The organism is Micromonospora sp. USAFONa4, from assembly GCF_057197825.1.
Window position 1 is genome coordinate 5,081,559 of sequence record NZ_CM170072.1, and the last position, 23,155, is coordinate 5,104,713.

Genomic DNA, 23,155 nt, shown 5'->3' on the forward strand with positions numbered 1-23,155 from the left:
ACACGCGGACACGACCCGGAAAGGCGGCGATCTGCCGGGTCACGCCATTAGGTTGATGCTATGGCGGGCCGTACCTCTCAGGCGAGCCGGCGACGCGGCGCGTCGCCGCGTGGCACCACGAACAGTCGTGCCCGTCAGCCGGCGAAGAAGACCGCCCGCGCGGCGGCCCGGCGGCGGCCGGCGGCCCGGTCCGGCCCGGGGCTGATCGTCGGGCAGGCGGTCCGCGCACTGTGGATGGGGATGGCGCACGGCCTCGGCTGGGCGTTCCGGCAGGCCGGCTCGGCCCGGGGGCTCGACCCGGAGCAGCGCCGCGACGGCGCGGGCCTGCTGGTCTTCGGCCTCGCCCTGCTCAGCGCGGTGGCCCTCTGGTTCTCCGGCGCCGGCCCGGTGGGCGCGCGGCTGGCCGACACCTTCCGGCTCTTCCTCGGGGCGATCTCGGTCGTGGTGCCGGTGCTGCTGATGATCGGCGCGTGGCGGCTGATGCGCGAGCCCGTCGATCCCGAGCACCGCGGCCGGGGGCTGGTCGGGTGGACGTCCATGCTGGTCGCCACCGCCGCGATGCTGCACATCGGACAGGACCCGGCCGACGCGGGCCAGCGCGACTTCGCCGGCGGCCTGGTCGGCGCCGGCGTCGGCAGCCTGATGGAGCGGGCGGTCACCGCCTGGGTGGCCGTGCCGCTGCTGATCCTGCTGCTGGTCTTCGGCCTGCTGGTGGTCACCGCGACCCCGATCAACAAGGTCCCGGAGCGGCTCGGCCTGCTGTTCGGCACCCGGATCGCCCCGCCGATGGTGGAGGAGGAGGCGGACGAGGCACCCGCCCGGCCGGCGCCCCGTAAGCGCGCGGCGAAGCGGGCGGCCCCGCCGCCGCCCGACCCGGCGGAGTTCGACGACGACCTCGACGGGGTGGACCTCCAGGAGACCCTGGTGCTGCCCCGCAAGCCCCCGGGCCGGGTTCCGGCCACCCGCAAGCCGGCGGAGCCGCCGGAGCACTCGCCCGCCCCGACGCGGGCCGAGCAGCTCGCGCTGACCGGGCTGGCGGGCGACTACACGCTGCCGCCGGCGAACATCCTCGGCAGCGGCGCGGCCCCGAAGTCCCGGAGCAAGGCCAACGACGAGGTGATCGTCGCGCTCACCGGCGTCTTCGAGCAGTTCGGCGTGGACGCGGCCGTCACCGGGTTCACCCGCGGGCCCACCGTCACCCGCTACGAGGTGGAGCTGGGCCCGGGCGTCAAGGTCGAGCGGATCACCCAGCTCTCCCGCAACATCGCGTACGCGGTGAAGTCGCCGGACGTGCGGATCCTCAGCCCGATCCCGGGCAAGAGCGCGGTCGGGGTGGAGATCCCGAACACCGACCCGGAGAACGTGGCGCTCGGCGACGTGCTGCGGTCGCGAGCCGCCACCAGCGACCACCACCCGATGGTGGTGGCGCTGGGCAAGGACATCGAGGGCGGCTACGTGGTGGCCAACCTCGCCAAGATGCCGCACATCCTGATCGCCGGCGCGACGGGCGCGGGCAAGTCGTCCTGCCTGAACTCGCTGCTGGTGTCCATCCTCACCCGGGCCACGCCGGACGAGGTGCGGCTGCTGCTGATCGACCCGAAGCGGGTCGAGATGACGGGCTACGAGGGCATCCCGCACCTGGTCACCCCGATCGTGACCAACGCGAAGAAGGCGGCCGACTCGCTGGAGTGGGTGGTCCGCGAGATGGACATGCGCTACGACGACCTCGCCGCCAACGGGGTCCGGCACATCGACGACTTCAACCGCAAGGTGCGCAACGGCGAGATCAAGGCGCCGCCGGGCAGCGAGCGGGAGATGCGCCCGTACCCGTATCTGCTGGTGATCGTGGACGAGCTGGCCGACCTGATGATGGTCGCCCCGCGCGACGTGGAGGACTCGGTCGTCCGGATCACCCAGCTCGCCCGCGCGGCCGGCATCCACCTGGTGCTGGCCACCCAACGCCCGTCGGTCGACGTGGTCACCGGCCTGATCAAGGCCAACGTGCCGTCCCGCCTGGCGTTCGCCACCTCCTCGCTGGCGGACTCGCGGGTCATCCTCGACCAGCCGGGCGCGGAGAAGCTGCTGGGCCGCGGCGACGGCCTGTTCCTGCCGATGGGCGCCTCGAAGCCGATCCGGATCCAGGGCGCCTGGGTGACCGAGCGCGAGATCGCCGACGTGGTGAAGTTCTGCAAGGACCAGCGCGAGCCGGAGTTCCGTCCGGACGTGCTCGTCGCGCCGGACGCCGGCAAGAAGAAGATCGACGAGGAGATCGGCGACGATCTCGACCTGCTGGTGCAGGCGGTCGAGCTGGTGGTCACCTCGCAGTTCGGCTCGACCTCGATGCTCCAGCGCAAGCTGCGGGTCGGCTTCGCCAAGGCGGGGCGGCTGATGGACCTCATGGAGACCCGGGGTGTGGTCGGCCCGTCGGAGGGTTCCAAGGCCCGGGACGTGCTGGTCAAGCCGGACGAGTTGGAGGAGGTCCTGGTCGGCCTGCGCGGCGGCGAGGACTAGGCCCGCCGGCCAGACACGCGCGGCGGACCCGCTGTCCATACACGCGGCGGACCCGCTGTCCACACACGCGACGGGCCCGCCGGCACGCCGGCGGGCCCGGTCTCCGCTGGGGGGAGCGGTGGGTCAGTTGTTGACGAGCGCGTTGATGATCAGCAGGCTGATCACGATGGCGGCCACGTTGGCGGCGGCGGCGTACCAGCCGAGCGGCTTGTCACCGAGCACGGCGCCGACGATGCCCAGGACCAGCCCGATCACGCCGAAGATGAGCGGGTTGAGCAGGAGCGCGAGGACCGCGAACACGAAGCCCACGATGGTGCAGATGCGGGCGGCGTTGGTGCGCGGGCGGGCGGTCGAGTGCATGTTGGCCATGTCTGCCTCCGTGGGTGAGAGCCTTTCCGGTGCCAGGCACAGCTCTACCCACTGTGGTCGTCCGTCACGCCTCGCCCCTGCGGACGCCGGTCAGTGGAAGACCTTCAGGCCGACGACGCCGGCGACCACCAGCAGCAGGCAGGCTATCCGGGGCAGGCTGGCCGGCTCGTTCAGCGCGAGCATCCCGACCAGGGCGGTGCCGACCGCCCCGATGCCGACCCAGACGACGTAGCCGGTGCCGACCGGGATCTCGCGCAGCGCGTACGCCAGGCCGGCCATGCTGAGCACCAGGGTCACCACGAAGACCAGCGACGGGACGAGCCGCGTGAAGCCGGCGCTGCGGTCGAGGGCGATCGCCCACGCGGTCTCGAGAAGTCCGGAGATCACCAGCACGATCCAGGCCATGGAACATCACCTCTGCGTAGGCGCCCGGACCAGCGGGCCGGGAGGAGTGGGTTCGGTACACACACGCGGGGCGTCTTGGCCTGACCGGGTACGCCCACCACTCGTCCGGGGCGACCTGGGGCCGCCACGACCGACGGTAGCACCGGGCGGGCGGCTTCCGGGGTGAGCCGGGCCACCACGGGTTGACGTGAACCTCGCTTCAACTTGCAGTATCGGGGGTATGCCGCTGCTCTTCTCCGACCCCGAGGTCGCCGCCGCGCTGGACGCCCCGACCACGGTCGCCGCGATGCGGGACGCCCTGCTCGCCGCGTACGCCGGCCGCCTGGTGGCCCCGCCCCGGGCCGCCGCGCCGCTGGGCGGGGGACGGATGGTGCTCACCGCCGGCCACCTCACCGGCGAGTGGTACGGCTACCGCTCGTACGACACGTTCGGGCACCCGGAGAGCGAGCAGGTGGTCGTGCTGCACGACGGGCGCACCGGGGCGGTCCGGGCGGTGGCGGTCGGGGAGGAGCTGGGCTCCCGGCGTACCGGCGGGCTCGGCGGGGTCGCCGTGGCCGCCCTGGCCCGGCCGGACGCCGCCACCCTGGGCGTGATCGGCTCCGGCGGGCAGGCGTGGACCCAGGTCTGGGCCACCGCCGCCGTCCGCCCGCTGCGCGAGGTCACCGTGCACAGCCGCTCCGTCGCCCGGCGGGAGTCGTTCGCCGCCCGGGTCCGCGCCGAGCTGGGCGTGCCGGCGCGGGCGGTGGACTCGGCGCGGGCCGCCGTCCGGGACCGCGACGTCGTGGTGCTCGCCACCACCGCCGTCGGCCCCGTGCTCGACGCCGCCGACCTGGCCCCCGGCACCCACGTCAACGCCGTCGGCTTCAAGCAGGTCGACCGGCACGAGTTCGGCACCGACCTGCTGGACGCCGCCGACCTGCTGGTCACCGACTCGCCGGCGCAGGCGGCCGCGTACGACCCGCCGATGCTGGCGACGCTGCCCGCGTACGCCTGGCGGTTGCGCGACCTGGGCGCGGTGCTGGCCGGCGCCGTCCCCGGCCGGACCGGCGCGGACCAGGTCTCGGTCTTCTGCTCGACCGGCCTGGCCGGCACGGAGGTCTTCCTGCTCGACCGGCTGGTCGGGGTGGGCGCGGCGGCGGTCTGAGCGGGCCGTGGCCGCCGGGAGCGCGCGGGCGGCCCGCCGTTGGCGGCCGCCGGTCGCGCGCCCGGTACCCTCGGATGGTGTCTGCCACCTCCCCTTCCCCCGCCGACGGCCGCCGTGTCGCCCTGCTGACCCTGGGCTGTGCCCGCAACGAGGTCGACTCGGAGGAGCTGGCCGCCCGGCTGCACGCCGACGGCTGGCAGGTCACCACCGACGGCGAGGGCGCCGACGTGGTGGTCGTGAACACGTGCGGCTTCGTGGAGAAGGCGAAGCAGGACTCCATCCAGACCCTGCTGGCCGCCGCCGACACCGGCGCCAAGGTGGTCGCCGCCGGCTGCATGGCCGAGCGGTACGGCCGCGAGCTGGCCGACAGCCTCCCCGAGGCGCAGGCGGTGCTGAGCTTCGACGACTACCCGGACATCGCCGCCCGGCTGGACGCGGTGGTGGCCGGCGAGCGGATCGGCGCGCACACCCCGCGCGACCGGCGTGAGCTGCTGCCCCTCACCCCCGTCTCCCGGCGCGACAGCGGGGTGTCGCTGCCCGGCCACGGCACCCCGGTCCGGGGCGTCACCGAGACCGACGAGCACACTCCGGCGCACCTGCGCCAGGTGCTGCGCCACCGGCTCGACACCGGCCCGGTCGCCTCGCTCAAGCTGGCCAGCGGCTGCGACCGGCGCTGCGCGTTCTGCGCCATCCCCGCCTTCCGCGGCGCCTTCGTCTCCCGTACGCCGGACGAGCTGCTCGCCGAGGCGGAGTGGCTGGCCAAGACCGGCGTCCGCGAGCTGGTGCTGGTCAGCGAGAACTCCACCTCCTACGGCAAGGACCTGGGCGACCCCCGGGCGCTGGAGAAGCTGCTGCCCCAGCTCGCCGCGATCGACGGCATCGTCCGGGTGCGGGCGAGCTACCTCCAGCCGGCCGAGACCCGGCCCGGGCTGGTCGAGGCGATCGCCACCACGCCCGGCGTGGCGCCCTACTTCGACCTGTCGTTCCAGCACTCCAGCGAGCCGGTGCTGCGCCGGATGCGCCGTTTCGGCTCCACCGAGCGGTTCCTGGAGCTGCTGGCGAGCGCCCGCGCGCTGGCCCCGGGCGCGGGCGCACGGAGCAACTTCATCGTCGGCTTCCCGGGCGAGACCCGCGGCGACTACCAGGAGCTGGTCCGGTTCCTGACCGAGGCGCGGCTCGACGCGATCGGGGTGTTCGACTACAGCGACGAGGACGGCACCGAGGCCGCCGGGCTGTCCGGCAAGGTCTCCGCCGCCACGGTCAAGCGTCGCTACGACAAGCTCAGCGCGCTCGCCGACGAGCTCTGCTCGCAGCGCGCCGAGGAGCGCCTGGGCTCCACGGTCGAGGTCCTGGTCGACTCGGTCGACGACGGCGTGGTCGAGGGGCGGGCGGCCCACCAGGCCCCCGAGGTCGACGGCTCGACCACCCTCGTCGCCCCGGCCGACGGCGGGGTGGACCTGGCCGCGCTGCGCCCGGGTGACCTGGTGCGGGCGACGGTGACCAGCACCGAGGGAGTGGACCTGGTGGCGGTCCCGGATGAGATGATCTCGGCGGCGCCCGGCGCAACACGGTGACGGCGGGCCCGGACGGAGCGGGGGAGCCACGTGGTGGGGTGCCAGGTACGCCACGGCCGCCGGAGCGGGGCGCGGCGATGACCGGGGCGACGGAATCGACGCCCGCGCCGGTGGTGGCCGGCGTACCGGTGATGAACGCGGCCAACGCGCTCACCGCGCTGCGGCTGGTCCTGGTGCCGGTCTTCGCGGCGTCCGTGGTCGCCTCCGCCATGGACCACGCCGGCTGGCGGATGGTCGCCTGCCTGATCTTCGCCGTCGCCTCGGCGACCGACCTCGTGGACGGCTGGATCGCCCGCCGGTTCGCCCTGGTCACCTCGGTGGGCAAGGTCGCCGACCCGATCGCCGACAAGGCGCTCACCGGTGCGGCGCTGCTGCTGCTCTCCTGGTACGACCAGCTGCCCTGGTGGGTGACCGCCGTGATCCTCGTCCGCGAGCTGGGCATCACCGCGCTGCGCTTCTGGGTGATCCGCCACGGCGTGATCGCGGCCAGCCGGGGCGGCAAGATCAAGACGGCGCTACAGATCCTGGCCATCACGTGGTACCTGTGGCCCATGCCGGCCGTGCTCGCCGCCGTCGGCCCCTGGATCATGGCCGTAGCGGTCGGCGTCACGGTGGTCACCGGCTTCGACTACGTCGCGCAGGCCCTCCGGCTGCGCCGCCCCGCCGCCTGACCCGGTGCCCGCATCGGCCGTCCTCTCCCGCCCGGCCCCGCCCTCTCCCGCCCGGAGCCGCGCCCGTCGGGAAGGATGAGTAGGGCCGGCGGGGCGGGGAAAGGATCCGGGACATGGACAGTGACGCTGACGGAACGCGGCCGGCCGGAAGCCCGGCGGCCGGCGTGGTGCACAGCCTCTCGGAACGGCACGAGACCCTGGCCACCGTCGAGTCGCTCACGGGCGGCCTGCTGGCCGCCTCGATCGTGGAGATCGCCGGGGTGAGCGGGATCTACCGGGGCGGCCTGGTGGTCTACGCCACCGAGCTCAAGTCGCTGCTCGCCGACGTACCGGAGGACCTGCTGGCCGACCGGGGGCCGGTGGACCCGGACGTGGCGGTGGCCCTCGCCGAGGGCGGACGGCGCCGCTGCGGGGCCGACTGGGGCCTGGCGACCACCGGGGTGGCCGGTCCCGAACCGCAGGACGGCAAGCCGGTCGGGCTGGTCTACGTCGCCGTGGCCGGGCCGTCCGGCACCGAGGTCCGGCAGCTCGACCTGGCCGGCGGTCGCGACCACATCCGCTCGGCCGCTGTCGTCGAGGCGTTGCGGCTGCTCGCCGCGCGGATCCACCAGACCGATGCCGCCGGGGCGGCGGCGTCCGACAGCCGGGCGGCCGGGGCCGACGGCGGGCGGACCGACGCGGCCGGCGCGGGTCGCCGCTGACGGCCTTCCAGGATCCGAGGGGCGGGGTGGGATGTCGTGGGGGCCCGCAACGGGTACGGTTGCGGGAAGGCTCCGACGACCGGTCCGGCTCGACGTACCGGACGGGCCGCCTGGAAGAGTGGTGTCCCTCAGGGGGAGGTGCGAATGGTCCTGCTACGCCGCGTGATCGGTGACGCACTGCGGGCGCGCCGGCAGGGGCAGCACCGCACCCTGCGCGAGGTCTCCTCCGCCGCCAACGTCAGCCTCGGCTACCTCTCCGAGATCGAACGCGGCCAGAAGGAGCCCTCCAGCGAGCTGCTGGCCGCGATCTGCGACGCCCTCGGTGCGCGCCTGTCCGAGCTGCTGCGTGAGGTCAGCGACACCGTCGCCCTCGCCGAGCAGATGCCCGGCGTGCTGGTGCCGGTGCAGGACGAGCCGGCCGCGCCCGTCGCCGTCCGCAGGAGCACGGGTCGGGGCGTGCACCAGGTCAGCTCGGACGGCACGGTCGCCGTGCAGGTCCGCCAGGACTCCCCGCTCAAGGCCACCCTGCGCAGCTCCCGGGTCCGGGGCAGCGAGCGCGACGTGGTCTGCGCCGCCTGATCCACCCCCTCTTTCTCGCCACGTGGTCGGCCTCGACGCCGCCGCGTACCCTTGATCGCGGACGGCGTCGGCGCTCGCTTCGCTCGCCGGTACGGATGCCCCGGTGGCGTCCGGCTGGGACGATGGAGCCACTGCCGCGCCGGAGCCGGCCGGGAGCACCCGGCGCGGTCCAGGCGGAGCGACGCTACTGAGGGGACAACGCAAAGATGGCGAACCCGTTCGTCAAGGGGTGGAAGTACCTGATGGCGCTCTTCGGCGCCAGGATCGACGAGCACGCCGATCCGAAGGTGCAGATCCAGCAGGCCATCGAGGAGGCCCAGCGCCAGCACCAGGCGCTGGTCCAGCAGGCCGCAGCCGTGATCGGCAACCAGCGGCAGCTGGAGATGAAGCTGTCCCGTCAGATGTCCGAGGTCGAGCGGTTGCAGGCCAACGCCCGCCAGGCACTGGTCCTCGCCGACCAGGCCCGTGCCCGGGGCGACGAGACCGAGGCCGGTCGCTACGAGCAGTCCGCCCAGACCCTGGCCACCCAGCTGGTCTCGGCCGAGCAGGCCACGGAGGACCTCAAGACCCTGCACGACCAGGCGCTCGGCGCCGCCGCCCAGGCCCGCCGGGCGGTCGAGAACAACTCGATGATCCTCCAGCAGAAGCTCGCCGAGCGCACCAAGCTGCTCAGCCAGCTGGAGCAGGCCAAGATGCAGGAGAGCGTGGCCCGCTCGCTGGAGTCGATGTCGTCGCTGACCGCCCCCGCCAACACGCCCTCGCTCGACGAGGTGCGCGACCGCATCGAGCAGCGGTACGCCACGGCCATGGGCCGCGCCGAACTGGCCGGCAACTCCGTCGAGGGCCGCATGCTGGAGATCCAGAAGTCGACCCTGGACGCGGCCGGCTCCTCCCGGCTGGAGCAGATCCGGTCGAGCATGGCCGGCGAACAGCTCGGCGGCAAGCAGGAACGACCGGGTGTGGAGCAGGCCCAGCCCGCCGCACCGGCCGCCGACCCGGCGGCCGCCGCCCGGCTGAGCGAGATCCGGGCCAGCATGGGCCGGGAACGTGGCACCGGAGACACCACCGCCGCCGGCTGAGCGGCCGGGTCGAGGAGGCAGAGGTGGCAGACGAGCGCACGCGGTACTTCCGGCGCCTGAGCCGGTTGCGGCGGTCCGCGCGCCGGTGGAGCGTCACGGCCGGCGGCCTGGGCGGCGCCGCCGCCGTGCTGACCCCGTACGCCGGGCTGGGGCTGCCCGACGCGGCCTGGGCGGCCGGGGCGGGCGGCGCGCTGGTGCTCGCCGCCTGGCGCTGGGTCGACCTGCGGGCGCTGGCCGCCCGGCCGGCACCACCGGCGCTCGACCCGGCCGAGGCCGCCGCCCGGTCCCGGGCCAGGCTGGTCGCCGCCGTGGAGCGGCTCCCCGTCGGCCCCGGCGTGCTGGCCGAGGTCCGCCGGGTGCGCTCCCGGGTGGCGCTGCGCGGCACCAGCGCCGCCGAGCCGTGGGCCCGGCTGGACCGGGCCGCCCTGACCCTCGCCGGGATGACCGGTCGGCTCACGGGGCTCGCCTCGCCGGCCGTGCTGGAGGCCGCCGAGGCCGACCGGTCGCTGCGGGACCTCGCTGACCGGGTGGCCAGCGTCGAGCGCACGCTGCGGCTCGCCCCGGCCGAGTCCCGGCCGGCGCTGGCCGAGGCGCACCGGGCCCTGAGCGCGCAGCTGGAGCAGGGGGTCACCGCGTACGAGCGGCTCGTCGTGGCCGCCGCCGGCTACGTCGCCGGGGAAGCCCACCCCGACGCCGCGCACCCGGCCGCCTCCCGGCTCACCGAGGCGACCGACCTGCTGCACGGCGTGGCCACGGCCCTGACCGAACTCCGCGGCGTCGGCGCCCCCCTCCGCACCCCCTGACGCTCCCCCCGGGAGGTCCCGCCCGCCCCTCCCGCGCGGTCGATCATGCAGTTGTAGTGCCGGATCGATGCCTGTTCGGGCGTTTTGCACCCCACTGTAACTGCATGATCGGCGTGGGCTCGGGCCCCGGGCCGGGGGCGGGGGCGGGGGAGGGATCAGGGGGGTGTGGTTACCGGGACCGGGCCGGTGAACGGGGAACTGCCGACGACGTTGAACGACCGGATCCGGTAGTGGTAGGTGACGCCGCGCGCCAGCCCGGTGTTGGTGAAGCCCCGGCCGGTGACGGTGAAGGTCGCCACGTCCCGGCCGAACGCCGGGTCCAGCGCCCGCTGCACGATGAACCCCGCGCCCGGTGCGGCCGGCGTGCTCGCCGCCCAGGCGAGGACCACCGTCGCCGTGTCCGGCCCGGGTGCAGTCGCGGTGGCGGTCACCCCCGTGGGCGGGCCCGGCGCCGGCGGGGTGGTCGCCCGGGCCACCGTCGACCAGGCCGACGCGGCGCCGAGATAGGTGGTCCGTACCCGGTAGTAGTACGTGGTGTCGGGGGCGACGGCGATGTCGAGATGGTTGTCGCCGACGCCGATCGCGGTGGTGCCCGGCCCGCTGCTGAACGTCGGGTTGGTGGCCCGCTGCACGTCGATTCCGGTGGCGAAGGAGCGGTTGGCCCAGCGCAGCGCGATCCGCAGCGGCGCGGCCGGCGGGATCGCCGCGGTCAGCCCGGCCGGCGCGGCGAGGTGCACCGAGGCCGGCACGCTGTTGGACCACGTGGAGCAGCTCACCGCGTTCTCCGCCCGGATCCGGTAGTGGTAGGTCACCCCGGGGGTGACGCTGGCGTCGGTGTAGCGGGTCGCCGTGGCCGCCACGGTGATCGCCGTGAGGCCCTCCGTGAAGGCGGCGTCGGTGGCCCGCTGGAGCAGGTGGCTCGTGGCCGGGGGCCGGCTCCCGTTGCCCGTCCAGGTCAGCGCGATCGCGGGCAGCGCGGTGGCCGAGCCGGGGGCGGGGGTCGCGGTCAGCCCGGTCGGTGCCCGGGGCGACACCCGCAGCACCAGCGGCCGGATCATGCCCTGGTCCCGGTGCCCGGCGAGCTGGCTGTGCCAGTGGTACTCCCAACCGAGGTTGACGAGCTGGTTCACCACGACCGCAGGTCGGCCGTCGACCGGGCTGACCGGGGTCGAGCCGGTCCGGGCGCCCGCCGGCCGTAGCGGGTCGAGCAGCCGTACGCTGTCGCCGATCTTGAACGGCAGGGGCGGCGCGACCGGGCGGAGCGCGACGATCACGTCCTCGCGCGGGTCGACCCGGACGACCTGCTTCCAGCCCCGCTCCGCCGGGTACGGCGGCCGGGTGGCGCCATCCCAGCCGACCCGGCCGACCAACTGCACGTCGCAGCCGGTGAACCGCACCGGCTGGGTCTGCCGGCTGTTGCCGCGGATCCGCCAGAGCTGGGTGCCGTCGCCGGGCCCGCCCACCGCGACGGCCGGATCGCTGACGTGCAGCACCTCCGTGGCTGGATCGGTCGGCCCGAGCGGCAGGACGGTGGGAGAGAGCGGCCCGGCGTGCGGGTGCCCGACGCCGAGCCGGCCGACGAGCCGGCCGTGGTCCGGTTCGAAGACCTGCTGCACCGCCTTGACCTCCAGCGGCAGCAGCACCGGGGCGGCGGCACCGGCCGGGACGAAGCTGACCGTCGCGGCGTGCACCGGGACCACCGTGTCGCGCGCGGTCCGGGTGCCGAACGCCACGTCGTACGCCGGCTGCGGCACGATCGGCGGACGCTGGCTGGCCGCGTACGCCTCGGGCAGGCGCTCGCGCAGCCGCGCCAGGTCGTACGGCGGCGCCGGGGTGCCGGCGACCCGGAACTGGAGCAGGGTGCGGGTGTTCGGCCCGTACCCGGGGCGGGTCGGCGGGGAACCGCCCTCGGCGCCGCGGTCCGGGGCGCCGGTGAAGTGGTCGGCGCGCGGGTCGAAGCCGGGCAGCGGGGCCGGGCAGTCGTTGTAGAGGATCAGCGTGCCGCCGGGCGCGACGGTGGAGAAGTCGACGAGCACGTCGGCCGCCTCCCCGGGGGCGAGCAGCAGCGCGTGCGCGTCGACGTTGAGCACGGTCGGGTCGCGCCGGTCGTACCGGTAGCTCACCGGCCGGTTCGGCACCACCACCGGCGCGGGCAGCAGGCCGCACTCGTTGCCGATCTGGACGAGCTCCGGGCCGGCGGCGCGCGGGTCCGGGACCCCGCCGTCGCGCCCGTCCGTCGGCCAGGCGGCGGGCCGCTCCGGTGCGCGTACCGCCTCCACCATCGGCACCTCGCCGGCGTCGGCGTCGGCCAGAGCGCCGTCCGGGTCCCACATCGGTCCGTCGGAGCGGGCCCGGTAGAGCTGGAGGTTCAGGCCGCGGTCCAGGCAGGCGTTGAGGATCCGGAACCGGTACGTCCTCGGCTCGACCTCGAGGTACGGGTACGCGATCCCGTTGACCAGCATGGTGTCGCCGAACGCGTCCGGCACCGCCGACGGGTGCGGGACGCCGGGCGCGAGCGGCGGCTCGTCGGGGTCGGCTACGGGATCGTGGTGCGGGTTCGGCACGGGGTCCGCCCGGTGCCGCGTACCGCCGTGCTCCCGCTGCCCGGCGTCGTCGCCCGTACGCGACCACGGGCCGTAGTCCCACCGGCCGGTCGGGTTCGTCCCGTCGGCCCGGTGCGGGTTCTGCCGGGGCTGGTAGACGTGCGGGTGCCAGAGGCTGCCCCGGGAGCCCCAGCGGTCCCGGTCCCACGTCGGGTCCTCCCCGGCGAGCTGGGCGTCCTCCGGCACGAACGTCTTGTCCTCGATCACCAGGGGCAGCTGGTCGGCGGGGAGCACCTGGTCGGCGACGAGCCGCTCCTCGGCGGGGTCGGTGAGCAGGTAGAGGGCGACCTGGCCGGAGTAGACGGTGAGCCGGGCCAGGCCGACGGTGTTGTCGTGGAACCAGCACAGCCGCCCGCTCTGCTCGTTCGGGTAGTAGAGCGTGGTGGCGCCCGCGCCGGGCGGCGGCATGTCGGGCACGTGGGTCAGGCCGGGCCCCGTCGGGTAGGGCGTGATCTCGCCGGCCGGCGTCACCCACTGCCAGGGGTTGCCGGCGCTGGTCCAGCCGGTGTGCGCGCCCGCCAGCCGCAGTACCGCCCGGTTCTGCGGGTAGGGCGCCGGACCGTCGAGCGGGCCGGCCCCGGCGCCGTCGACGGTCGGGTCGACCGGTAGGAAGAGCTCGCCGGAGCGGCCGGTGGGGAGCTGGTTGATGAACTTGACCCGGACCGGCCGGCCGCGCCGGGCCAGGATGAGCGGGCCGAGGTGCCAGGGGCGCCCCGCCGGCGCGACCGTGTTGTGCCCGTGGGCGTCCGTGCCGAGGTTGAGCTGCCGGTAGCCGCGCAGCCGGGTCGCCGGCAGGTCCCGGTGCAGCCGCTGCGCGTACTGCTCCAGGCCGATCTCGTAGTAGTCGCAGCCCGGATAGCTGACGGTGTCCGGCACCGCCACCGGCAGGTGGGCGCCGAGCTCGGTGCGGCCGAGCGCGCCGGGGCGGGGCAGCGCGTCGACGAACTTGCGGATGCCGGTGCCGGGCAGCACGCAGCCGTCGGCGTCGACGACCGGCAGCGGGCTGCGGGCCTGGTTCGGCAGCGGGCCGAAGTAGCGCGGCACGGCGGCCGGGTCCAGGCTGGCCGGCGCGGCGACCGGCTCGGCCGCGCGCCGGGCCGCCGGCACGGGACCCGCCCCGGTCGCGTCGGCGTCGTGCTCGGCGCGGGCGCTCGCCCGCTCCGCCCACGGGATCCGGAGTCTGCGGAACAGCTCCATGGCTCTCCCCGGTGTCCGGGCGCTGCGGCCACCACGTCGGCGTGGCGGACCGGTCGCGCGTCGCTGACGATGCGTGAGGAGTCAACCGCAGCATGCGACCTCGACGGCGGTGTTAGGAAGTACCCAATCGTCCGTATCTGTGGCAAGGAAGCGACTCGTCGCCCTGTCGGCGGAGTGTCCCGCCCGACACGCCGACCGGGTGGCTGCGGGCGGCTACCGCCATGCGCGACGCAGGAAACGCGCGTGTCGCACCGGTCCGGCCGCGTCAGTCGGCGGGACGCTCCGGCTGGCAGACCGGGCACCAGTAGGTGACCCGCTCGCCCAGTTCCTCCTTGCGGATCGCGGTGCCGCACCGCCGGCAGGGCTGGGCGCGCCGGCCGTAGACGTAGCTGGTCTGCCCCCGGCGCAGCGATCCGGTGGTGCTCTGCGTCCAGCGGCCCCGGTTCGCCGCGAGCAGCTTCTGCGCGAGGGCGACGGTGCCGGCGAGGTCCGGCACCGCGCGTACCGGGGTCCACGGCGAGACGCCGCGCAGGAAGAGCACCTCGCACTTGTAGAGGTTGCCGACGCCGGCCAGGTTGCGCTGGTCCAGCAGCGCCTCGGAGATGGTGACGTCCGGGTCGGCGGCCAACCGGCGCACCGCCTCCGCCGGGTCCCAGTCCGTGCCGAGCAGGTCGGGGCCGAGGTGTCCGACGAGCGACTCCTCCTCGGCGGTCGGCACCAGCGCCAGCTCGTGCAGGTGGTAGCCGACGGCGACCGCCCGCGCGCTGCGCAGCACGACCCGGATCAGGTGCGCCGGCCTGGCCGCCCAGCGTTCCCCGGGCGCGTACGCCCGCCAGGCCCCGTCCATCCGCAGGTGCGAGTGCAGCGTCCAGCGTGCCCCGCCGTCGTCTCCCGTTGCCGCGTCCCCGGTCGCACCGCCGCCCTGCGCCGGGGCCGTGCCGGCCTGCGCCGGGGCCACGCTGCCCTGCGCCGGGGCGGTGCCGCCGCGTGGCGGTGCGACCGGGGCGTCGGGCGGTGGCGTGGCGTGCGGTGGGGCGATGAGCCGCAGCAGCAGGTGCTTGCCCCGGCTGGCCGACTCCCGCACCGTCCAGCCGGCGAGGTCGGTCGCGGCGAGCTGCGGCACCCGGAAGTCGCTGCCGGTCAGGCGGGCGCCGGCCAGGGCACGGTGCAGTACGCGGGCGGTGTTCCAGACGGTGTCGCCTTCGGGCACCCGTCCATCCTTCCTCGTCCGAGCCGAATTCGCATGTGTCGCTATTTGTATGGAGGTTCCTGTCGATCTACGGACAAGGGCACGATCAGGGAGTTCTGAGGAGAATGCCCATGATTCTGCCCCAACGTCGCGCCCGTACCGCCGTCCTGACCGTCATCCTCGCCCTCGCTCTCGTACCCGCCCCGAGCCCCGCCCTCGCCGCCGGCGGCGGCGAACGATGGAGCACCGACCTCTCCCGCGTCGACGCCGACGACGTCAACGTCCGGCACACCCGCGCCGGGCTCCGGCTGGCCGACCCCCGTCCCGCGCGGTCCCGCGCGCCCCGCAGCGCGGTCGCCGAGGGGATCTTCCTCGCGTCGCCGCGCACCCTGGCCCGGCCGGCCACCCGGATCCGCGCCGCCGTCGACGCCCGCACCGCCGCCGGCGGCACCGCCGAGGCCCAGGTGCGGGGCTGGCGGGCGGCGGGCTGGACCGAGTGGCGCGAGGCCACCGGCGGGGCGGTCTTCGACCGGCCGGTCACCCGCGTGCAGACCCGGGTGGTGCTCACCGCGAGCCGGCCGGGCGCGACCGCGGAGGTGCGCGCCGTGCGACTCACCGCCGACACCGTCGCCGCCGTCGCCGCCTCGCCCGGCCTCACCTACCGGGTGTACGCGACGCGGATCGGGCTGGTCGGCGAGGTGACCGCCAACGGGCACACGATCGTGACCGGGGACCACTTCGTCGCGCTGCCGTCCCGGCGCGCCCTCGCCCCGGCGAACACCGGCGACTACACCGTGCGGGTCTGCACCACCACGGGCAGCCGCTGCGAGTACGCCCCGGTCTGGGACGTCGGCCCGTGGAACACCCGGGACGACTACTGGAACCTCAGCGCCGTCCGGGAGAACTGGAAGGACCTCCCGCAGGGCCGGCCGCAGGCACAGGCGGCCTACCAGTACGGCTACAACGGCGGGCGGGACCAGTTCGGGCGGGTCGTGTTGAACCCGGCCGGCGTCGACCTCGCCGACGGCACCTTCTGGGACGGGTTGCAGCTCACCACCAATGCCTGGGTGGACGTGGCGTACCTGTGGACCGGCAGCGGTCCGCGTGGCGTGGTCGGCGACGGTCCGCTCAACATCCGCGCCGGCGCCGGCACCGGGTACGCGGTGCGCGGCCTGGCCGCCCGGTACGCCAACGTGCCGATCGAGTGCTACGTGATCGGGCAGACCGTCGTCGGCCCGTACCGGACCACCAACCGGTGGAACCGCCTCACCGGCGGCCAGTACGTCAGCCACGCCTACGTCTCGGCGGTCTACGGCGGCACCGTGCCGCTCTGCTGACACCACCCGCGTACGCCCGCCGGGCCGGCCGGCTCCGGTCCGGCCCGGCGCCCGGGTCGCCCGCCCGACACCTCGCCCGGCCGGCCCGCTGCTCAGCCGGCCGTGACGCGCAGCAGGTCGCCCGGCGCCACCGCCAGCAGGTCCACCGCCCGGCCGCCGTTGACCGCCACGGCGACCAGGCCGGCGGAGTCGGCGTGCACCAGCAGCCCGCCCGGTCCGGCGTCGCCGAAGGTACGCCCGTGCACGGCCTCCCGGTCGGGCCCGGCACCCGCGCCCGGTCGCACCCGGACCCGGACCGGCAGCGGCGCCAGCAGGTCGGCCGGCGCGGCCAGTTGGACGTTGCCGAAGTGGTCGACGGTCAGCACCTCGGCCGCGAACCCGTCCGCCTCCCGCCGGAGCACCGGCGCCGGCAGCCGGACCAGGGACTCCGGGTCGACCGCCGGGCCGACCCCGGACAGCGGTGCGCCGAGCGCCAGCCGCGCGGCGACCGGCGCGAAGACGTCCCGACCGTGGAACGTGCGGGACACCTCGGGCGCGAGCCACTGCGGGTCGGTCAGCTCGACGGCCGCGGTCACCCCGCCCAGCGCCTCGGCGGCCTCCGCCAGCAGGCCGTTGTCCGGCCCCACCAGCAGCCCGCGGGGCGTGGCCAGCGCGACGCCCCGCCGGGTGGTGCCCACACCCGGATCGACGACGGCCACGTGCACCCCCTGCGGCAGGTGCGGCACGGCCTGCGCGAGTACCGCCGCGCCCCGGCGTACGTCGGCCGGCGGGACGAGGTGGGTCACGTCGACGACCCGGGCCTCCGGCGCCAGCCGCGCGATCACCCCGTGGCAGGCGGCGACGAATCCGTCGGCGAGGCCGTAGTCGGTGGTCAGCGAGATCCACGGGGCGCGGGCCGTGCCGGCGGGCGGGCCGGCGACGACCTGCCGACCGTGCACCGGGCGGCCGGCGACCGGCCCCTCGGCGGTGAGGGGCGGTTCCGGGACCGGCCCCTCGGCGGTGAGGGGCGGTTCCGGGACCGGTCCGTCGGCGGTGAGGGGCAGTTCCAGGACCAGTTCGTCGTGCAGCGGGATGCCGTCCTCGCCGACCACCGGGATGCTCGGCTTGAGCCGGCGGGCCCGGTCCACCGCGCCCCGGTCCACGCGCACCAGCCGCAGTCCGCGCCGCTGGTAGAAGCGCAGCGCCCGCAGGTTGTCGTTCGTGGTGACGAGCCAGAGCCGGGCCCGGCCGCCGGCCCGGGCCACCTCGCCGGCCGCCGCCAGCAGCGCAGTGCCGACGCCGCCACCGGGCGTCGCGGCCACCACGCTGACCACCTCCAGCCCGTCGGCGTCGTCGTGGTGGGCGAGCGCCCCGACGACCGCCCCGGCCCCGTCGGTCGCCACCAGCGTGGGCAGCGTACGCAGGTCGTACCGGGTGTCGTGGGCGACGACGTACGGCCCGCCCCACTGGCGTTCGTGCAGCGCGTCCACGGCCGCCCGGTCCCCGGCCCGCGCCGGCCGGACGGTCATCCCGTCCGCCCCGTCCACCACGCTCATCGTCGGCCCCCCTCGTCGACCGGTCGGGATCGTACCGACGTCGTCAGACCGCCCCGGTCGACCGGGGCGGTCTGGCAGAAATGGGACAGCCGCACTGACCGACCGGCCACTGCCGGGACGGGATCCGGTTGGGCAGACTGCCAGGGGTGACCAACCGGAGCCTGCCCGCCGTCGCGGTGCTCGTGATCGCCGCCGCCCTCACCGCCGCCTGCGGCGACGACGCGGAGGACCGGCGCGCCGCGCCACCGGCCGCCACGGCGTCGACCCCGGCCGACGTGCCGTCCCCGGGCCCGACCGGCGCGGCGGAAGCCACGGCGACGCCCGCCGCCCCGCCGAGCGCCCGGCCGACGGGGGCGGGCCCGGCGGCTCCGAGCGCCGGCGGGCCCACCCAGCGCCGCCCCGCCAGCCCGCCGCCGGTCGAGCTGCCGGCCCGCCCGACCGGGACGCCCGGCGCGCGGCAGGTCGTCGACGCGTTCAAGGCCGCCGGGCTGAAGGTGCCGAACCCCCGGGACCGGTCGGTCGAGTGCGGCCCGGACGGGCTCGGCCTGGGCTGCTCCGAGCTGGTCGCGACCGACGCCGTCACCGTGTACGTCTTCCCCGATGAGACCAGCGCCAGCGACATCGCCGAGACGTGGGGCGGCCAGTCGTTCCGGCGGGGCACGGTGGTGCTCAACTACCTGGAGGCGAAGACCCCCGCCGCCGATCGCGCCAGGTACGAGAAGGTCCTCACCGGGCTGCGCTGACGGTGCGGGTCAGCCGCGCAGGCGCAGGCCGCGCGGGGTGGCCCGGAAGCCGGCGGCGGTGAGGGCGTCGCGCAGCGGCGAGGAGCGTACCGCCTCGCCGTCGGCCCGCTCCACCGACATCGCGCCCAACGCGCCGGAGTGGACCGCGTCGGCGAGCGCCTTCCCGGCCGCCGTCAGCAGGTCGGTGTCGTCGGTGAAGGAGAGGATCGTCCGCCCGCCGCGCTCGACGTAGAGCACCAGGTCGCCGGCGACCAGCACCACCACGGCGCCGGCCTTGCGCCCCGCCCGGTGCCCGGTCGCCGGGGCCGTCCCGTCACCCGAATCGACCACCCGCTCCGGCCAGGACAGCGCTGCACCGTACGGGTTGGCCGGATCCGTCGCGGCGAGCACCAGGGTGGGCCCGCCACGCCCCCGCCCGCCGTCGGTCGGCTCGGCCAGCGCCCGGATCCGGTCCACCGCCCCCGGCACCGCGAACTGCGCCGCGCCCAGCCCTTCGACGAAGTAGCCCCGCCGGGCCGCGCCGCGCTCCTCCAGCGCCGAGAGCACCGGATAGACCGCGGCGAAACCCCCGGTCACCTGCTCGGCCATGACCGCGCCCCGGGTCACCACGCCGTGCCTTTCGAGCAGCACGTCGGCCAGGGCCGCGGCACGCCGGGTCGGGTCGGTGTCGCGCTCCGGCAGCCGCGACCAGCGGCCGGCCACGGTCGGCGGGCCCCCACGCGTCGGCAGGGCCACCCGCCCGGGACGCCGGTAACGGGTGCGCGGCGCGGTGGCACGGGACCGGTGCGCCCCACCGCCGCCGAGCGCCGCGCGCAACGGCGCCAGGGTGTCGTTGGTGAGATGACCGGCCCACACCAGGTCCCAGACGACGGCGCTCAGCGCGGCGTCGTCGGTCGAGCCGACCCGGTCGGACAGCGACCGGAAGAACAGTGCCTGCCCGTCGCCGAGCGCGTCCAGCACCGCGTCGTGCAGCGGGGTGCGGGTGAGCGCCTCGTCGGGTGGGGCGAGCAGCAGCGGCGCGACGTCCGCGTAGGCCAGGGTGACCCAGCCGTCCCCGCCGGAGATGGCCCCGGAGCCGGCCCAGAGCACCTCGCCGCTGGCGCAGAGCTCGTCGAGCTGGGCGGGGGAGTAGTCGGCGACCCGGCCGGGCAGCACCAGCCGTTCCAGCGCCGACGCCGGCACCGCCGCCCCCTGCAACTGCTCCACGGCGGCGGCCAGCGCCTCCACCCCCCGCGCGGACGAGCCGACCTGCTGCCAGCGGGGCAGGAACGCGGCCAGCGCGCGGGGCGGCACCGGCTCGATCTCCCGGCGCAGCGCGGCCAGGGACCGGCGGCGCAGCAGCCGCAGCACCTCCGCGTCACACCACTGGCTGCCGACCGTGTCGGGGGTGAACTCGCCGGCCACCACCCGACCGGTGGCGGCGAGCCGGCGCAGCGTCTGCTCGACCACGAAGACGCCGAGCCCGAAACGGGCCGCGCAGCTGGCGGCGGCGAACGGCCCGTGCGTACGCGCGTAGCGGGCGACCAGGTCGCCGAGCGGATCGGCCACCGGGGCGAGGTAGGCCTCGGCCACCCCGACGGGCAGGGCCACGCCGAGGGCGTCGCGCAGCCGCGCCGCGTCCTCGACGCCCACCCAGCGCTCCTCGCCGGCGACGCGTACGCGTAGCACCCGGCGGGCCGCCGCCAGCTCGGTCAGCCAGGCGGGGGAGGCGCCCCGCTCGGCCAGCTCCGCCTCCGACAGGTCACCGACCACGCGGAGCAGCTCGACCACGTCCTCCGCGTCGCGCGGGCGGCGCTGCTCGGTCAGCCAGCGCAGCTGCCGCCCGGTCTCGGCCAGCACCGCCGGATCGAGCAGCTCCCGCAGGTCGACCCGGCCGAGCAGCTCGCCGAGCAGGGTCGAGTCCAGCGCCAGCGCGGCGGCCCGGCGTTCGGCCAGCGGCGCGTCGCCCTCGTAGAGGAAGGCACCGACGTAGCCGAAGAGCAGCGACCGGGCGAACGGCGACGGCTGGGCGGTCTCCACCTCGACCAGGCGCACCTTGCGGGCGGCCAGGTCGCGCATCAACTCGGCAAGTGCCGGCTGGTCGAAGACGTCCTGGAGGCACTCCCGGGCGGCCTCCAGGGTGACCGGGAAGTCGGCGTACTCGCGGGCGACGTCGAGCAGCTGGGCGGCGCGTTGCCGCTGCTGCCACAGCGGCTGGCGGCGGCGCGGGTCGCGGCGGGGCAGCAGCAGCGACCGGGCCGCGCACTCGCGGAACCGGGACGCGAAGAGCGCGGACGTGCCGACCGACTCCTCGACGAGCTGGGCGATCTCCTCGGGCTCGAAGACCACCACGTCGGCGCCGGGCGGCTCCTCCGCCGTGTCCGGTAGGCGGACCACGATGCCGTCGTCGGACGGCATCACCTGGGCGTCCACGCCGTAGCGCTCGGCGAGCCGGCGGCCGATGGCCAGCGCCCACGGCCCGTTGACCCGGGCGCCGAGCACGCTGTGCACGGCCAGCCGCCAGTCGCCCAGCTCGTCGCGGAACCGCTCGACCACGACGGTGCGGTCGTCGGGCAGGGACCGGGTGGCGGCGCGCTGCTCGCGCAGGTAGGCCATCAGGTTGCCGGCGGCCCAGTCGTCCAGGCCGCCGGCCCGCAGCGCGGCGGTCGCCGTCTCGTCGCTCTGCCGCAGCAGGGTGCGCACCCGGGCGCCGATGGCCCGGCCCAGCTCGACGGGACGGCCGAGCTGGTCGCCCTTCCAGAACGGCATCTTCGCCGCCTGCCCGGGGGCCGGGGAGACCAGCACCCGGTCGGGGGTGATCTCCTCGATCCGCCAGGACGACGAACCGAGCAGGAAGACGTCGCCGACGCGGGACTCGTAGACCATCTCCTCGTCCAGCTCGCCGACCCGGGCGGCCCGCTCGGCTCCCGCCAGGAAGACGCCGAAGAGGCCCCGGTCGGGGATCGTGCCGCCGCTGGTCACCGCGAGCCGCTGCGCGCCGGGCCGGCCGGTGAGCGTGTCGGTGGCGCGGTCCCAGACCAGCCGGGGGCGCAGCTCGGCGAACGCGGTGGACGGGTAGCGGCCGGAGAGCATGTCGAGCACGGCGTGCAGCGCCGAGTCGGGCAGCTCGGCGAAGGGCGCCGCCCGGCGTACGAGCACGGCCAGGTCACCGACGCGCCACGGCTCCAGCGCCACCATGGCGACGATCTGCTGGGCCAGCACGTCGAGCGGGTTGCGCGGGTGGTGCAGCTCCTCGATGGCGCCCTCGGCCATCCGCTCGGCCACCACCGTGCACGAGAGCAGGTCGCCCCGGTGCTTGGGGAAGACCACCCCCCGGGAGACCGCGCCGACCTGGTGCCCGGCGCGGCCCACCCGTTGCAGGCCGGCGGCCACGCTGGGCGGCGCCTCGATCTGCACCACCAGGTCGACGGCGCCCATGTCGATGCCCAGCTCCAGGCTGGAGGTGGCCACCACGGCGGGCAGCTGGCCGGACTTGAGCGCCTCCTCGATGTGCTTGCGCTCCTCCCGGGAGACGCTGCCGTGGTGGGCGCGGGCGATCACCGCCGGTGCGCCGGCCGCCGCGCCGGCCTGCGCCATCAGCTCCGCCGGCGTGCGGCCGACGCGCACCGGCCCTTCGGGGCCGCCCCACTCCTGTGCGCCGCGCGGCGACGGCGTGGGCCCGCCGGCCAGCTCCTCGCCGGCCAGCTCGTTGAGCCGGGCGCAGAGGCGCTCGGCGGAACGCCGGGAATTGGTGAAGACGATTGTCGAACGGTGTGCCCTGACCAGGGAGAAGACGCGTTCCTCGACCGCCGGCCAGATGGACGCCCGGCGCGCGCCGAGGCCGCCGAGGTCGTCCTCCGGCGGCTCCTGCTCGTCGAGGCGGGTCATGTCCTCCACCGGCACCTGGACGCTGACCTCGATCGTCTTGGCGGTGGGCGGCGCGACCACGTCGACGGGGCGGGCGCCGCCGAGGAAACGGGCGCACGCGTCGACGGGCCGGACGGTGGCGGAGAGGCCGATCCGCTGTGCCGGGGCCGGCAGCAGCTCGTCGAGGCGTTCCAGGGAAAGCGCGAGGTGGGCGCCGCGTTTGGTGCCGGCGACCGCGTGCACCTCGTCGAGGATCACCGTCTCGACGCCGCGCAGGGAGTCGCGGGCGGCGGAGGTGAGCAGCAGGAACAGCGACTCGGGTGTGGTGATGAGGATGTCCGGTGGGGTGCGGGCGAAGGCCCGCCGCTCGTCGGCGGGGGTGTCGCCGGTGCGCATTCCCACGGTGATCTCCGGCGGGGCGACGCCGAGCCGGGTGGCGGCCTGGCGGATGCCCGCGAGGGGGGTGCGCAGGTTGCGCTCGACGTCGACCGCGAGCGCCTTGAGCGGGCTGACGTAGAGCACCCGGCACCGCTGCCGGGGGTCGGCCGGGGCGGGCTCGCGGGCGAGCCGGTCGAGCGACCAGAGGAACGCGGCCAGCGTCTTGCCCGAGCCGGTGGGGGCCACCACCAGCGCGCTGCGCCCGGCGGAGACGGAGCCCCAGGCGCCGGTCTGGGCGGCGGTGGGCGCGGCGAAGGCGGCACCGAACCACTCCCGGGTGGCCGCGCCGAAACCCGCCATCGCATCCGTCACGCCCTCCATCCTGCCCCGACGGTGTGACATCGAGGTTCTGGGCGGAGGGCCATTGCCCCGCTCCGGCTCATACGCGATGTTTGCGCGTTCAATCCGTTAAGTCTTACTTAACTGCTTGC

General features: G+C 75.8%; 16 protein-coding genes, 1 pseudogene and 1 riboswitch. Of the genes and pseudogenes, 10 read left to right on the forward strand and 7 right to left on the reverse strand.

Going from position 1 to position 23,155, the window contains the following annotated elements:
• Nucleotides 1-60 precede the first annotated feature (60 nt).
• The gene (locus tag AC0OO9_RS22430) at nucleotides 61-2,511 is read left to right on the forward strand and encodes an FtsK/SpoIIIE family DNA translocase (RefSeq protein ID WP_484512132.1); all 2,451 of its coding nucleotides are present in this window, start codon (nucleotides 61-63) and stop codon (nucleotides 2,509-2,511) included.
• A 123-nt stretch (nucleotides 2,512-2,634) separates the two neighbouring features.
• Here the strand turns inward: AC0OO9_RS22430 and AC0OO9_RS22435 are convergent, their stop codons facing one another.
• A complete protein-coding gene (locus AC0OO9_RS22435) occupies nucleotides 2,635-2,880 on the reverse strand; it encodes a hypothetical protein (RefSeq protein ID WP_357577375.1) in 246 nt (81 codons plus the stop codon).
• 90 nt (nucleotides 2,881-2,970) lie between these two features.
• Nucleotides 2,971-3,285, reverse strand: coding sequence for a DMT family transporter (locus tag AC0OO9_RS22440; protein ID WP_121396023.1), 315 nt, complete (start codon nucleotides 3,283-3,285; stop codon nucleotides 2,971-2,973).
• A 64-nt stretch (nucleotides 3,286-3,349) separates the two neighbouring features.
• Nucleotides 3,350-3,415: riboswitch (guanidine-III (ykkC-III) riboswitch) on the reverse strand.
• A gap of 90 nt (nucleotides 3,416-3,505) precedes the next feature.
• Between AC0OO9_RS22440 and AC0OO9_RS22445 the strand changes: the two genes are divergently transcribed.
• The 7 genes from AC0OO9_RS22445 (at nucleotide 3,506) to pspM (ending at nucleotide 9,836) form a co-directional block, all read left to right on the forward strand.
• Nucleotides 3,506-4,429, forward strand: coding sequence for an ornithine cyclodeaminase family protein (locus AC0OO9_RS22445; RefSeq protein ID WP_484512134.1), 924 nt, complete (start codon nucleotides 3,506-3,508; stop codon nucleotides 4,427-4,429).
• 74 nt (nucleotides 4,430-4,503) lie between these two features.
• Nucleotides 4,504-6,003 carry a 30S ribosomal protein S12 methylthiotransferase RimO gene (rimO, locus tag AC0OO9_RS22450; RefSeq protein WP_484512135.1) on the forward strand — a complete coding sequence of 500 codons (1,500 nt, stop codon included), beginning with the start codon at nucleotides 4,504-4,506 and terminating at the stop codon, nucleotides 6,001-6,003.
• Nucleotides 6,004-6,080: 77 nt separating this feature from the next.
• Entirely contained in the window at nucleotides 6,081-6,674 is a 594-nt protein-coding gene (pgsA, locus tag AC0OO9_RS22455; protein WP_484512136.1) for a CDP-diacylglycerol--glycerol-3-phosphate 3-phosphatidyltransferase, read from the forward strand.
• A gap of 113 nt (nucleotides 6,675-6,787) precedes the next feature.
• The gene (locus tag AC0OO9_RS22460) at nucleotides 6,788-7,375 is read left to right on the forward strand and encodes a CinA family protein (RefSeq protein WP_484512137.1); all 588 of its coding nucleotides are present in this window, start codon (nucleotides 6,788-6,790) and stop codon (nucleotides 7,373-7,375) included.
• Between the two features lie 144 nt (nucleotides 7,376-7,519).
• Nucleotides 7,520-7,954, forward strand: coding sequence for a helix-turn-helix domain-containing protein (locus tag AC0OO9_RS22465; protein WP_121396018.1), 435 nt, complete (start codon nucleotides 7,520-7,522; stop codon nucleotides 7,952-7,954).
• A 206-nt stretch (nucleotides 7,955-8,160) separates the two neighbouring features.
• On the forward strand, nucleotides 8,161-9,033 hold the full coding sequence (locus AC0OO9_RS22470; RefSeq protein WP_484512139.1) for a PspA/IM30 family protein: 873 nt from the start codon (nucleotides 8,161-8,163) through the stop codon (nucleotides 9,031-9,033).
• A 23-nt stretch (nucleotides 9,034-9,056) separates the two neighbouring features.
• Entirely contained in the window at nucleotides 9,057-9,836 is a 780-nt protein-coding gene (gene pspM, locus AC0OO9_RS22475; RefSeq protein WP_357577368.1) for a phage shock envelope stress response protein PspM, read from the forward strand.
• A gap of 155 nt (nucleotides 9,837-9,991) precedes the next feature.
• Here the strand turns inward: pspM and AC0OO9_RS22480 are convergent, their stop codons facing one another.
• Nucleotides 9,992-13,636: a hypothetical protein gene (locus AC0OO9_RS22480; RefSeq protein WP_484512142.1), complete on the reverse strand. Its 3,645-nt coding sequence runs from the start codon at nucleotides 13,634-13,636 to the stop codon at nucleotides 9,992-9,994.
• 265 nt (nucleotides 13,637-13,901) lie between these two features.
• The gene (locus AC0OO9_RS22485) at nucleotides 13,902-14,846 is read right to left on the reverse strand and encodes a zinc finger domain-containing protein (RefSeq protein ID WP_484512143.1); all 945 of its coding nucleotides are present in this window, start codon (nucleotides 14,844-14,846) and stop codon (nucleotides 13,902-13,904) included.
• Nucleotides 14,847-14,956: 110 nt separating this feature from the next.
• Here AC0OO9_RS22485 and AC0OO9_RS22490 point away from each other — a divergent pair, with 110 nt between their 5' ends.
• Nucleotides 14,957-16,162 (forward strand): hypothetical protein, encoded by a 1,206-nt coding sequence (locus tag AC0OO9_RS22490; RefSeq protein WP_484512145.1) that lies wholly within the window; start codon nucleotides 14,957-14,959, stop codon nucleotides 16,160-16,162.
• A 92-nt stretch (nucleotides 16,163-16,254) separates the two neighbouring features.
• Here the strand turns inward: AC0OO9_RS22490 and AC0OO9_RS22495 are convergent, their stop codons facing one another.
• Together AC0OO9_RS22495 and AC0OO9_RS22500 are read right to left on the reverse strand one after the other, a co-directional pair.
• Nucleotides 16,255-17,100 carry an SAM hydrolase/SAM-dependent halogenase family protein gene (locus tag AC0OO9_RS22495; RefSeq protein ID WP_484518014.1) on the reverse strand — a complete coding sequence of 282 codons (846 nt, stop codon included), beginning with the start codon at nucleotides 17,098-17,100 and terminating at the stop codon, nucleotides 16,255-16,257.
• A gap of 231 nt (nucleotides 17,101-17,331) precedes the next feature.
• Nucleotides 17,332-17,697, reverse strand: a pseudogene (locus tag AC0OO9_RS22500) (GNAT family N-acetyltransferase); the annotation flags it as partial.
• Nucleotides 17,698-17,843: 146 nt separating this feature from the next.
• On the opposite strand from AC0OO9_RS22500, the gene AC0OO9_RS22505 reads away from it, so the two are divergent.
• The gene (locus AC0OO9_RS22505) at nucleotides 17,844-18,440 is read left to right on the forward strand and encodes a hypothetical protein (RefSeq protein WP_484512147.1); all 597 of its coding nucleotides are present in this window, start codon (nucleotides 17,844-17,846) and stop codon (nucleotides 18,438-18,440) included.
• Between the two features lie 9 nt (nucleotides 18,441-18,449).
• Here AC0OO9_RS22505 and AC0OO9_RS22510 read toward each other — a convergent pair whose 3' ends face one another.
• On the reverse strand, nucleotides 18,450-23,045 hold the full coding sequence (locus AC0OO9_RS22510; protein ID WP_484512149.1) for an ATP-dependent helicase: 4,596 nt from the start codon (nucleotides 23,043-23,045) through the stop codon (nucleotides 18,450-18,452).
• Between the last annotated feature and the right edge of the window lie 110 nt (nucleotides 23,046-23,155).